This is a genomic window from Natronococcus sp. A-GB7, from assembly GCF_029688865.1.
Taxonomy (GTDB): Archaea; Halobacteriota; Halobacteria; order Halobacteriales; family Natrialbaceae; genus Natronococcus.
This window is the reverse complement of sequence record NZ_JARUKV010000013.1, coordinates 24,768-37,149: the sequence shown is the minus strand read 5'-3', so window position 1 is coordinate 37,149 and position 12,382 is coordinate 24,768. Positions and strand designations below refer to the sequence as shown.

Genomic DNA, 12,382 nt, shown 5'->3' with positions numbered 1-12,382 from the left:
AGGCCCACGGCTTCAGCCACGGGTCGATGACCGCAGCGCTCGAAGTTCATCCATTTCGTAACTCCGTACGAGATCGATCCGACCGAGCCGCTTGTCGATCGTCCGCTCCGATACGCGTATCCCGTGTTCCCGTTCGATCTCGATTCTGTGTGCGTACGCCAGCGGCAGGTAGTAATAGAACGCCTCCTTCGATATCTCTAGTTGCTCGCAGTACCGATCTATGGCCGCACTCAGAGCGACACTGTAACCGTTGTCCCGGACGAACAGGGTTTCAAACCCCTCGTCGAACGTCCCGAACAACTCCTTGCCCAGGCGCAGCAGGAAGTATCCCGAATCGACGATCGGGTTCCCGTTCAGCCGACCGTACTCCCAGTCGATCACGGCGGAGACGCGGTCGGCCTCGACGAATACGTTTCCAGAAACCAGATCGCCGTGAACGGGCACGCCGAACAACGTAACGTCCCCCTGAAACGACTCGTCCGGCCAGTACTCCGAAGCTGCTCCCCGTACTTCGGTCCGGACACGTTCGTCGCAACTCCGTCGGTACCGCCGCTGAAACTGGATCACCCATTCCAACACCGTGTCGATACACGCCTCGAACGAGACAGTACCGTTCGAGAGGCACTCGGAGAGCTGCGTTCCCGAGACGGGTTCCTCTCGTCTAATGGGTCCCATCGAAGATGTGACGACGTCGCCTCTCGGAAACGTATCGGAGAGCTCGTCACCGTTCCATCGCAGGTGGTCGACGACTCTCCCCTCGTTTCGATTTATCGACCCGTGTCGTCTCCGGTTCGGAACCTTGTGAATCCGCTGGAGACCCTCCTCCAAGTAATCCAGGACGATCGCCCTCGCCCTTCCTGAAACGACGACTCTTGAGTCAGTTTGCGGTTCAACTACATGCCCGGTGGTCCGGTGCGAGCGACGACTCCACTCGTCCGGCTCGTAACGAGCCAAAATACAGGAGATAGGCGAGAGCTCCGAAAGCACCGCTGCTCGATCGAACGCCGCCGTGGTGAGTTTCGACACGTCTCGAAACCGTCCATCGAGTTCCGAACTCAACGCGACGTCGTAGTTGTGGACGTTCCCTCCGTCGAAGACGTACTTAGTCGCGGAATACGTAGGGAGAAAGCTGAGCGTTTCGAGATCCCAAAACCCCAGCGATCGCAACGCACTCCTCAGACGCCCGTGTGTCATCGGTCTGCAACTGGAGACGGACGGTCGTCCTCCGCCAAGGACGTCGTCGAGGGCTTTACCGACCCCGAACCCCCCGCTCGTGAACACGACGACCGACGACCCCGGCTCGAGACGCGTCACAACCGCTCGCAGCGTCGTACGGAGATCGGCGAGTGATCCGTCGAAGTACTCGAGAACCACCGTATCGAAAACGTTCGGACCGAACGGAAGGGCGTCGGCGGTGGCATGTACCGGATACACCGGACCGGCGTCTCGGAACTCGTCGCGTGCCGATAGCACCCGGAGCTTGTGAACGTTCGAATCGAGCGCGTACACCTCGTCCACCAGCGGTGCGAGTTGCCCGGCCCGTCGTCCGAACCCCGCGTTCAGGTCGAGACATCGACCACCGAGGTAGCTTGAGGCCAGAATCCGCCAGTTGTCCCTGTTGACCGAGTTGAGTTCGTTGCTGATCGCTTGTCGTCGCTTTTCGTTGTCGACGGCTGCTATCGCCCGGCGAACGGACTGTTCTTCCGCACGGTTCGCGAACTCCGCTAACTCGTCGTCCGACAGTAGCCCGCTGTCACTGCTCTCTGTGGGGAGGAAGCTGGGGATTCCGTACCTTGTTCGGAACGAGGTGCCACACGACCCACAGGTCACGTCCTCTCGGGACTCCAGGGTACCGAAACACTCGGGACAGGCTAACACGCTCATCTCACTCGGAGCGGATCCCCCACGGCTGAGTCAGAGTGAGCGCCGATTCGTCGTCGTTCCACAGCTCACACCGGAGATACCGCTCGCCTTCGGAAACATCGACGCTCGTGCCGGTTTCGACCCCCTCTCCTCCGGCCGTGATCCAGACCTGTTCGTCCGCATCGGACTCGACGTAGACGGTAGCTCCGTCGACTCCCGCGTCCTCGACGACTGGAGGCTCGGGAATCGATCCATCGGGGTCGAACGAATCGCGAAAGTGCGCGAGAACGGCTCGCCGTCCGATCGCTTCGCGGGCCGCTACTCTGGTCGCTGCCTGGTCGTCGACGTCGTACTCGTCGGCGCTCATGAGCGTAGAGTACCACCGCCTGTCGAGTCCGTCGCCGACGACGCCGTCCTCGTCACCCCGCGGATCGTTGTGAGCGATCTTGATCGGGAGGTACGCGGGTGCGAACTCCGTCAGCAGGCGGTCCCACAGCAGCCGGGTCTCCTCGTGGGGATACTCCGAGTTGCGGCCAGTTCCGACGACCGACGGGACGTCCTGTCGAGCGAGCCGTTCGACGTTGAATCGAAACCGCTCGTACTCGCGATCTGTGATCGTCTCTTCGCCGACGTACCGACCGACGTGGGCGAACCCGACGATCGGTTCGGGGTAACCGTTCGCGTGCTTTCGGTTGTCGAGCGTGCTCTGGTGTTTTTCGGGCACGCCGCCGATCTTCGAGCTCGCCTGATCGACCGTCGAAAACAGGCCGTACGTGTGGGTCCCGAAGTGAAGCTCGTAGGCCGGGATCGCGACGACGCCGAGTTCGACCGGATCCCTGGATTCGCCCGTCGGCGGATCGTCCCACGGCCAGTGGGTCGGCCCGCTCGAGTTCATCATGTAGAAGAGGTCGTACGACTCGGTGATCGCGTTTCCGTCCGTGTCGGGACCGTCGCCGACCGCGTAGTCGAGGACGCCGTAGGGGGTATCGATCGGCTCGTCCGTCCTCGCGTGGTGGTGGTCCCCCGTCTTCCTCGGGTCGTCGAAGTCGGCTGAATCGGTCCAGTCGTCCACTATCTCTGCCATGGTTACAGTTCGGGCGGGAGCGGTCCCCAGGCGTGGGCGTGCAGTCTGATCTCGACGTCCGTGTTCTCGAGATAGACGATGTTCTCGTAGTTCTCGCTGAGCGTATCGTCGATCTCCTCGACCTCGACTTCGCCGTCGTGATAGAGGACGAACGTCGTTCGCCCCGGCACGTCGTCGGAGAGCATCCACAGCTGGTAGTGGCGACCGGTCTCGAACTCGGTCTCCGACGACACTGAACTGTCGCCGACGACGAACTCCTCGGCGATCGCATCCCAACCCGTCGGCCCGTCTCCCTCGCTATCCGTGAGACCGACGATCGCGGCATCGCCATCGTTGTCGCCCCGATGCTCCCAGCGGAAGAAGTCGACGCGGCGGAGGCTGCCGCCCTGGGTATCGGCCGCTCGAATCCGCGCCACGTCACCCTCGCCGGACCCGCTCAATCGAGCCCCGTCGCCGTTGCCGAGGTCGATCTCGCCGTCTCCGGACGTCTCCGCGACGAAGCCGCTTTCGTCGTCCTCGTCGCGATACGCGAAGTCGAGCGCGAACGGAAGCGATGCCAGATTCAGTTCGGTAAACGTCGCGGGGCCGCTGAGTTCGGTCATACGTCCTCCGTCCGCCACTTCAGCTTGTGTCTCCCGCCCTGGGTTTCGATCAGCCCGAGACTACCAGCGCTATCGGTAAGGTCGAGCATCTCGTCCTCGGTCTCGTAGCGCGGAACGACCGACGCATCGATCGCTTCGAACCGTCGAACCTCGCCGTCGTCGGCGACGAGTTCCTCGATCTCCGCGTACGCCGTGCTCACCGACTCAAGTTCGGTCTGCTCGTCGAACTCCTCGCCGTCCTCGTCGTCGGCCTCGACGGTCGCGACGGAGCGATCGATCGCCGCGGCGGTCGTCGCGCCGGCGGCGACGAACCCGAGCGCCGCGAGCGCCTGTCGACGCGTGAGTCCAACCGCGAGCAGCTGGCCGAACGAGATCCGGGAGCCGTCCGGTGTCGTCGTCGAGAGACCGGTTCGTTCTTCGAGCCGTTCGACCCGCTGGCGGAGTTCGTCGAAGCGATCGTCGTCGCTATCGGGAGCTGATGGAGTTCGGCGCGGGCTCATGCGTCCTCCTCGGTCGGCTTCGAGCGAGACGACTGGACCGCCAGCGTCTGGGCCGTCGGTTTCGTCCGTGTCTCGGGACTGTCGATCGCGAAGGGGCGGACTTCCGTCACCGAATATCGGTTCTTGCGCAAGTGGATTGTTGTACTCATGCTAGCTGTGTTCAAAGGGTTCCGTTTCGACGGTGGTGCTGGTAGGCGTCGTGAATCGCTCGTTCGGCGTGTGGCTCGAGGATTTCCCCGAGTTCCGCTTGCGGATCTGCGTCGGGAAGTTCCGACAGCTCCTCGAGCATCGCCTCGTGGTGGTCCGACAGCTCGATTTCGACTCTCATAGCTCTGTGTTCTCCATTAGTTCACCGGCGATCTCGAGATCGCCGCTTTCGAGGTCCATCCGTCCGCGGAGCGTCCCCTCGTTGTCCGTCAACAACAGGACGTTGTCGTCGTCGTTCTCGCGACCGGCCTCGTATCCCAACCCGATGACGCCGTCGCCCGTGTTGTCGCGACCCGCCTGATAGCCGACGAACACGCTTCGCTCTCCCTCGCTGCTCAGTCCGGACCAGTAACCGACGTGGACCGATCTGTCGTCGTCTGCATCCCCCCCAGCCTGTGCGCCGACCGCGACGATCCGCTCTCCCTCGGCCTCCTGGGCGGCTTCGTGTCCCAGCACCGCCCCGTACTCTCCCTCGTAGTCCCGACCCGCACGACAGCCGACGGCCACGTTCCCTTCGCCGACGGCGTCCTGGCCCGCCTCGTATCCGATGAGCGTTCCTTCGGCGGACGCTGCACCCCTCGCCGCGTCGTACCCGACCCCGGTCGTTCGTCGACCGTCCGACTCCTGACCGCTTCGGTACCCGACGAACACCGTTCGCTCCCCCGCCTGTTGGAGACCCGATCCGACACCGATGTGAACGCACTCCCCACCGTCGTCGACGTCGACGCCGGTTAGATCGCCGATCAGGATCGTACTCTGCGGGAGGTCCTCGAGGTCGAACGGGTCCTCGCCGCCGAAATCGTTTCCGATGACGAACGACGTCGGAGTGAATATGCGTCCCGACTCGAGATCGACGTCGTCCTGCAGGCTGATCTCCCGCTCGAACGTCGACTGCGATTCGAACCTCGCGGGCTCGGTCCACTCGGTTCGGCTGTTCCACCGAATTCGGTCCGGGAACACCTGCATCCTATTCACCTCCGAAGCTGGCCACGGTCGTTTCGGTCCGCACGTAAAACGGCTGGACGAACGTGACGGTGTCGTCGTGGTCGACGCCGGAGAGTTCCGCCCGGACGTAGGGAACCATCTCCTCGTCGACGTCGATACTACTCCCGGTTTCGACCTCTTCGCCACGGCTGATCCACGTGATCTCGTCGTACGCTTCGGCCTCGATAGAGATCGTTCGTCGATCGTCGCTGACCGCGATTTCGGTGACTCTGGGGAGTCGCGGTCGGTCCTCCTCGTCTGGGTCCCACTCACCGCGGAAGTGGGCGAGGAACTGTCCGCTCCGGAGGCGATCGATGACGCGCTCTCGGCCGTCGGTCTGATCCGTCGGGTCGAGCGATGACTCGGTGAGGACGGTAGTGAGCCGGACGTCGAAATCCTCGCCGACCTCGGAGTCGCTGTTGTCCATCTCGTAGAAGCCGTAGACGGGGTGGTTCGGGACGATCTCCTCGAGGAGGCGATCCCAGACGTCGACGACGGTCTGGTTTCGGCCGCCGAACGCGACGCCGAGGAAACCGTGTCGTTCCGGCGACCAGAGGTTGTGTACTGCCTCCCAGCGCTCCCACTCGTCCGGGTCGTCGCTGTACCGTCCGATGTGAGCGAGGAACGTGACCCCGTTCCTGCTGCGCGGGAAGTGGTGATCCTCCCTGGTTCGAACCTCCCTGACCGCGTCGCGGAACCGATAGATCGGTTCGTCGATCTCGTCCTGGTAGAGCGTCGAGCCGATCCAGACGACGTGCTCGGAGTCGTTCCACTCGAGCCCGGGCAGTCCGATCACCCCCTCCTCCTCGGGGTCGCGGCTCTCGTGGTCGTACTCGTCGTCTTCGACGTCGTCCCAGTCGGTCCACGGCCACGGCTGGCTACCCTGCTTCTCGCCGATACTGATTATCGAGTACCCCTGGGAGACCAGCGCGTCGACGATCTCGTGCCAGCCGTCGGTCCCGCGCCGGTGGAGGTGCCACGCGGCCCAGTTGTGCTCGACGGTGGACCAGTCGAGCGCCTCGTACTGGCTCGGTCCGACTTCGACGGTCATGGTTCGTACACTAACGAGAGGACGTCATCCCCGTTTCCATCGTCGAGTTCCCACCGATACTCACCGATGCCGATCGATTCGTCGACGTGTATCGAGGGAACGTCGAGTTCGTCCGGTTCGCCGTCCTCGTCGTCGGCCTCGACGGTCGCGACGGAGCGACCGATCGCCGCGGCGGTCGTCGCACCGGCGGCGACGAAGCCGAGTGCGGCGAGGGCCTGCCGTCGCGTGAGCCCGACTGCGAGCAACTGGCTAAACGACACTCGAGTGCCGTCGGGTGCCGTCGTCGAAAGGCCGGTTCGTTCTTCGAGCCGTTCGACTCGCTCGAGGATCGCCTCGAGTCGGTCGTTGATCTCGTCCGGATTCGGTGGGTTTCGTCGTGAACTCATGGTCTACTCGCAAGCGGCCACGATAGATGCTCGTCCGACCGTAGCGGGGAGAGCGAGCGCTCCGTCCCTCGAGCGGCTCCCGGGCAAATATCGGCCGCTTTCGCGTCCCGTCTCCATCCTGCACTGTGGGTTTACAAAGACGTTTCCGAAGCGTCCCGTACAGTCCGCCCGCGAACACTGACCAACTCTGGAGTACGTTCACTGGCGGGACCGTCACGGGTGGGACTCGCAGTCAGCTCCGTTCCACCCGAGCGAGCGTTCCCGTCGTGAGAAACGGCTGGGTACAGACGACCGACCGCGGACCGTCGCCGCTGCCGGTCCAGGTCTCGTCGCTGGGGTAGCTGTTGTCCCCTTCGCCGGCTTCGAACCGCACGTAGCCGTCGATCTCGTCGGCGTAGTCGTCGTACTCGAGCGTCTCGTCGTCCGCGTGGATCGGCTCGCCGTCGGCGACCCAGTTGATCCACTCCCAGTCGTCGGGCTCGACCGTCAGCGTACCCGCTCGTTCGTCGTGTTCCACGCGCTCGATCCGCAGGTGGTCGTCCTCCTGGCTGTTCTGAACCTGCGAGAAGTAGGACTGTCCTCGAAGCCACACGTCGTAGATGGCTCCGGATTCGTGGCCCGGTTCGAACTCCTCGTCGGACATAAGGAAGACGGTGCGGCCCCTGTCGACAGACTCGTCGTCGACATCGACTGTCGTGGCGTCGTCGACTGCAGTGCCGAGAATCTGTCTCTGTGGCGCGAACTTCGTCAGGAGGTCGTCCCAGAGGATTCGGTCGTCGGGATGGAACGCGCCGTTGAACACCTCGAGGCCGAAGAACCGCGGTCGGTTGCGGTAGAGGACGTCGTATCGCTCCCACTCGCCGCGATGCCAGTCGCCCCGTACGTCGTGTTCCAGGTACCGTCCGGGGTGGGCAAGTCCCGTGATTCCGCGCTCGGTCGTTTCGATGGACGCTCGCGCCCGGTGGAACTGGGTACCCTGGCTCTCGGGATCGGCCTCGTCGAACGAGCCGAAGAAGTGCGTCATGTGTTCCACCCGATCGATCTCGACGCTCTCGATCGCCACCATACCCAGCTCCTCGGGATCGCGGTTCTCCGTCCAGTCGGGCGGATCGTCCTGATTGGACGATTCGGGATCGATCTCCGTCCCCGCCAGCTCCGTCCACGGGTACGCCGTCGCGTGCTCGCCGTCGGTCGTCAGGAGATCGCTCTTCGACTGAACGGGAAGGATCGTATAACCGAGCTCGTGGTACGCGTCGATGACCTCGGCGGGCGTTCCCTTGTCGCCGTAGTTCGGATGCACGTGAAGCTGTGCGAGGTGGTGGTCGTCCGCCGTCCAGTCGACGCGCTCGTAGGGATCGACGACCCTCATAGATCGGCGTTCTCGGTGAGTTCGCCCGCGATCTCGAGATTCCCCTCCTCGAGGTCGAGCCGGAGAAACACGTTCCCCTCGTCGTCGCCGACCAGCATAGTGTAATCCTCGTCCCAGTCGCTGGCCACCTCGTTGCCGAAGGCGTAGACGACGTCCCCCTCGCAGTTCTGTCCCGCTCTGCGACCGACGAAGATGCTGTTCTCGGAGGACGCCTCTCGGCCCGCCTGTCTGCCGAGGGCTTGAACTCGCCGTGTGTCCGCCTCGCTCAGCGCCCCCTGGCCGACTCCCGTTGACTCTTCGACGGCGGATTCGACCCCCGCCCGTGAGCCGACCAATGCGTTCTGATCCGCCGCGACCTCCTGGCCGGCCGCCTGTCCGACGTAGACGTTCTCCTCCCCCTCGGCCTCCCGGCCGGCCTCCCGACCGACGTAGACGTTCCGTTCACCCGCCGATCCGTCGCCGGCACGGTCACCGACGGCGACGTTCTGTCGGTCATCGTTATCACGCCCGGCCTGGCGCCCGTACGAGACGGAACGTTCCCCCGCCTCGGCTGCGTCCCCGAGCGCTGGCTCCGTGCTCTCGTACTCCAGTTCGATGAACCGAGCTCCCTCGAACGTTCCTCCCTCGTAGACGATCGCCCGACTTTCGCCGTCGACGTCGGCCCGGGGGTTTCGAACGGCGAACTCTCCCTCGAGCCCCTCGAGGACGAGGTTGCCGTCCTCGACTCGCCACGCGAACTCGCCGTCCCCGTCGCCGTCGACGATCCGTTGCTCCTCCGATCTGATCGAGCGCACGTCGAGGTCGTTCTCGTCCCCGTCGTCGGCCTCGACGGCCGTCAGCGACCGACCGATCGCCGTGGCGGTCGTCGCGCCGGCGGCGACGAAGCCGAGCGCCGCGAGCGCCTGTCGACGCGTGAGGCCGAGCGCGAGCAGTTTGTCGAACGAGATCCGGGAGCCGTCCGGAGCCGTCGTCGAAAGGCCGCGCCGCTCCTCGAGGCGTTCGACCCGCTCGGCGAGCTCCGTGACTCGGTCGTCGTCGCTCGAGTCCGAGTCGTCTCTCGGACTCATGAGAGTACCTCGAGGAGCGACGCGAGGAGGCGGTTTCGACGATGCGATCGGTACATCCCACCGAACGTCGCGGACGAACGACAGGAGCTTCGAGGCGGACGGTCGACCGTGCGAGCGTGAGAACTCATCGGAACAGTCCTCCATGAACCGTGACCTCACAAAGCTATTGTCGCCGTTCGGCGGAGAATCAGACTTTGGACGACGTCTCGTCGGACCGCGCCGTCCCGAACCGGCTCATCTGGTAGTTGCAGAAGGTTGTGGCGTCGCCGACTTCTCGGATCTTCCGTTTACAGCGCACGACGTTCGTCGATTGACGTTCGACATTTCCCGCGCTCGTTTCGATCGCAGGGACTCGATATCCGATCGAGCTATCCCCGGGCGGTCAGGTCGCGATCGAGTCGACCGATTGCTCGACGCCTTCCTTCGGCGAATCTATTGGTAGCGACCTCGAGTCTGAGGACTCAATCCCGGATTCGTCCGCCCGAAGTCCCCGGTTGGCTTCGCGCGTTGGTCTTTTCGCCTTCTGGCATCAACGACGAGAACCGACAAAACGCAGTTCGGCACTCGGCTCTCCGTTACCGAACGACGTCTTTCGTGGTACTAGTCGCCTAGTCTAGGGACGCTATCCGTGACGAGCTCGGGAACCACAGCGGGGCACCAACCACTCGTGGCGATCCCGGCGACTGTAGGGAAACGACACCGTCGCTCGCGCCACGACTCCTGCGTGTTACGGAGTCGGTCGTTCTCTCAATCGTCGTTCGTCGATGCTTCGGTCCAGGTTCACGCCGGACGAAACCGACGATCGAGCCGCTCTAGACGGTCACAATCTTTATCGAGGAGAGCACGTTCTCCAACTGTCGTGGCGCACGGACGCCCGGATGGCTCCGCGTCCGATCGGTCTCGATCGGGTGTCCCGAGCTTCCATCATGACGAAGACATCGACATTGGTTTCGCGGTTTCGAGTCGCCCTGGGCGGCCAGGCCGTCGTAGCAGCCTCCGGAGTCGTCGTTGCGGTCGTTCTCGCGCGGCTTCTCGGACCGACGGACTACGGACTGCTCTTTCTCGCGTTATCGATACTGAGCATCTTTCTGACCTTCTCGAAGCTCGGAATTGCCCGATCCGCGGCCCGGTACATCTCGGAGTACAAGGAGACGAATCCGGGACAGGTACCCCACATCGTTCGCTCGTCGTTCTGGATGAACGCGCTGACGATCGCGATCACCTGTCTGGTGTTGCTGTTCAGCCACCGGGCGATCGCGGTTCGGGTTGGCGAACCGAACCTCGCTCCGTTCCTGCTGCTCGGTGTGCTGTATCTGATCTTCGAGACGCTGTTCGTCTACTTCAAGTACATGCTACAGGGGTTCGAACGGATCGAACACAGCGTTCTCGTCAAAGTCACCAGGAACGCCGGCACCGCCGTCTTCGCCGTCGCGTTCGTGCTACTCGGATTCGGTGCCTTCGGCGCTCTCGGCGGCTATATCTTCGCTTCCTTTCTTTCGACGGTGGTCGGTGCCGTCCTCGTTCGCGACAACTACACTGAGTCGATCAGTCACGTCATGGAGGACGGACTCCGGCGTCGGATCGCGGAGTACTCCGTCCCGATAACCGCGACAAGCACGATGGCCAACCTCGACAAGGGGATGGACATCGTTCTCATCGGATTCTTTCTCAACCCGGCGGCCGTGAGTTTCTATGTCGTCGCCAATCAGATAACGACGTTCATCGACAAGCCGATGAGCGCCGCGGGCTTTACGCTCTCGCCGACGTTCGGCGCCGAAAAGGCGAAACAGAACACCGAGCGCGCCGGACGGATATACGAGTACACGCTGCTCACGGCGTTGACGTTCTACATTCCCGCGACGGCCGGACTGATTCTCGTCGCGGGTCCGGTGGTCGAGCTCCTGTTCGGGTCCGAGTACAGGGGCGCGGTTCCCGTTCTGCAGGTTCTGGCCGTGTACGCCGTCTTCGTCGCCGTCCTCGAAATCACGAGCCACAGTCTCGACTACCTGGGACGTGCACGAACCAGAGCGGTAATCCGGGGCGTGGCCGCGGTCTGTAACCTCCTTCTCAACATCGTCCTCATCCCGACGGTTGGTGTCGTCGGTGCGGCGATATCGACCGTCGTGACCCACGGGGCGTATACGCTGGCGTGCGTTCTGCTCATTCATTACGAGTTCGGTCTCGACGTCGGAAAGATAACGAAACGGCTCGGGCGAATACTGGGTGTAACCGCATCGATGTCCCTCGTCGTGTTCGTTCTCGTCGGGTACGTGACCGGCTGGATTACGTTGTTTCTCGTCGTTGGAATCGGATTCGCACTCTGGCTTGGATGCTCGGTCGCGATCGGGCTGGTTGAACCTCGTGACGCGCTGGCTATACTGAACTGATGACGACGAGCGCCGATCGCCAGTTGGTCAGTCGGTAGCCATCAGAGGTCGCAAATCGGGATGCTCTGCCGGAAGATCCCTCTGGAACTCGCCGTCGCCCGTGCGGACCGCGGCGTTCCGTCGCTTCTGCCAGCGAGAGTGACGGACGTTTACACGAACCGGGATCGAATCCAGTTCGAGGAGCTGTGCGATCACGATCCTGTGCTTTCCGAACCCGGCCGAAATGAACTCTCCATGGCGACCGATGTACACCGGGACGTCGTAAAACTCCGGATACAGAAGGCGTCTACCGAGTTCTCGCCCCGACTTGTATCCGTTCTCGTCGATATCGACGTAGAGGTCGTAGTGGTTCGCGACGTACTCCGTGTCGCCGTACTTCGTCGACCGCCCCTTGGGAAACTCCGAGAGCTGTTCCTGCCACGCCTCGAGGTACGCCTCGTAGCTGTCACGGCCACGTTCGAGTGCCCGGTAAAATGCATACTCCTCGAGTCGGAAGCGGTGACGGCGGTCGACATCGGACTCGGTCAGCATCCGCGTCGAGAACCACGATTCGTCACGAATCGGAGATCTATCCCATTCGCCGGCGAGCACGTGTGTATCGTACCTGGTCACCGCGTGATCCCTGTGAAGCGGCGGAAACAGCACGTACTCGATCGCGCTCGGGTCGACGTGGACGAGTCGTCCCGGACAGGGTGCCGCATCACCGTACCGTCGTCTGTGTTGGAGATATCGAAGTCTTCGCTCCCCGTGAGAGAGCACGGACTGCCGGAATAGTTCCCTCGTGTGGCTTTCCGAGGCAACGAGCAGCGAGCGGAGTCCGCCGCGTGCGTAGATCGCTCGAGCCGAGCGGAGCTTACTCATTGCTCACCGAATGCTGTACAG

The 12,382-nt window shown here is 63.2% G+C and carries 13 protein-coding genes; 1 reads left to right on the top strand and 12 read right to left on the bottom strand.

Features of this window, described 5'->3' with window-relative positions; genetic code table 11:
- Nucleotides 1-12 precede the first annotated feature (12 nt).
- The 11 genes from QA609_RS13045 to QA609_RS12995 form a co-directional block, all read right to left on the bottom strand.
- Nucleotides 13-1,884, bottom strand: coding sequence for a phosphotransferase (locus QA609_RS13045; protein WP_278303051.1), 1,872 nt, complete (start codon nucleotides 1,882-1,884; stop codon nucleotides 13-15).
- A gap of 1 nt (nucleotide 1,885) precedes the next feature.
- Entirely contained in the window at nucleotides 1,886-2,947 is a 1,062-nt protein-coding gene (locus QA609_RS13040) for a hypothetical protein (RefSeq protein ID WP_278303050.1), read from the bottom strand.
- 2 nt (nucleotides 2,948-2,949) lie between these two features.
- Complete coding sequence (locus QA609_RS13035; protein WP_278303049.1) at nucleotides 2,950-3,549, bottom strand: hypothetical protein; 600 nt, start codon at nucleotides 3,547-3,549, stop codon at nucleotides 2,950-2,952.
- Nucleotides 3,546-4,049, bottom strand: coding sequence for a hypothetical protein (locus tag QA609_RS13030; RefSeq protein WP_278303048.1), 504 nt, complete (start codon nucleotides 4,047-4,049; stop codon nucleotides 3,546-3,548). Before QA609_RS13030 ends, QA609_RS13035 begins: the two co-directional genes overlap by 4 nt.
- On the bottom strand, nucleotides 4,046-4,198 hold the full coding sequence (locus QA609_RS13025; protein ID WP_278303047.1) for a hypothetical protein: 153 nt from the start codon (nucleotides 4,196-4,198) through the stop codon (nucleotides 4,046-4,048). The genes QA609_RS13030 and QA609_RS13025 overlap by 4 nt, the downstream gene beginning before the upstream one ends.
- 11 nt (nucleotides 4,199-4,209) lie before the next feature.
- The gene (locus QA609_RS13020; protein WP_278303046.1) at nucleotides 4,210-4,377 is read right to left on the bottom strand and encodes a hypothetical protein; all 168 of its coding nucleotides are present in this window, start codon (nucleotides 4,375-4,377) and stop codon (nucleotides 4,210-4,212) included.
- Complete coding sequence (locus tag QA609_RS13015) at nucleotides 4,374-5,222, bottom strand: hypothetical protein (protein WP_278303045.1); 849 nt, start codon at nucleotides 5,220-5,222, stop codon at nucleotides 4,374-4,376. The genes QA609_RS13020 and QA609_RS13015 overlap by 4 nt, the downstream gene beginning before the upstream one ends.
- Nucleotide 5,223: 1 nt before the next feature.
- Nucleotides 5,224-6,291 carry a hypothetical protein gene (locus QA609_RS13010; protein WP_278303044.1) on the bottom strand — a complete coding sequence of 356 codons (1,068 nt, stop codon included), beginning with the start codon at nucleotides 6,289-6,291 and terminating at the stop codon, nucleotides 5,224-5,226.
- Nucleotides 6,288-6,677 (bottom strand): hypothetical protein, encoded by a 390-nt coding sequence (locus QA609_RS13005; protein ID WP_278303043.1) that lies wholly within the window; start codon nucleotides 6,675-6,677, stop codon nucleotides 6,288-6,290. Before QA609_RS13005 ends, QA609_RS13010 begins: the two co-directional genes overlap by 4 nt.
- Nucleotides 6,678-6,909: 232 nt before the next feature.
- Complete coding sequence (locus tag QA609_RS13000; RefSeq protein WP_278303042.1) at nucleotides 6,910-8,046, bottom strand: hypothetical protein; 1,137 nt, start codon at nucleotides 8,044-8,046, stop codon at nucleotides 6,910-6,912.
- Complete coding sequence (locus QA609_RS12995; RefSeq protein WP_278303041.1) at nucleotides 8,043-9,113, bottom strand: hypothetical protein; 1,071 nt, start codon at nucleotides 9,111-9,113, stop codon at nucleotides 8,043-8,045. Before QA609_RS12995 ends, QA609_RS13000 begins: the two co-directional genes overlap by 4 nt.
- Before the next feature lie 926 nt (nucleotides 9,114-10,039).
- Between QA609_RS12995 and QA609_RS12990 the strand changes: the two genes are divergently transcribed.
- On the top strand, nucleotides 10,040-11,500 hold the full coding sequence (locus QA609_RS12990; RefSeq protein ID WP_278303040.1) for a flippase: 1,461 nt from the start codon (nucleotides 10,040-10,042) through the stop codon (nucleotides 11,498-11,500).
- A 27-nt stretch (nucleotides 11,501-11,527) separates the two neighbouring features.
- Here QA609_RS12990 and QA609_RS12985 read toward each other — a convergent pair whose 3' ends face one another.
- Nucleotides 11,528-12,361: a hypothetical protein gene (locus tag QA609_RS12985; RefSeq protein WP_278303039.1), complete on the bottom strand. Its 834-nt coding sequence runs from the start codon at nucleotides 12,359-12,361 to the stop codon at nucleotides 11,528-11,530.
- Nucleotides 12,362-12,382 lie beyond the last annotated feature (21 nt).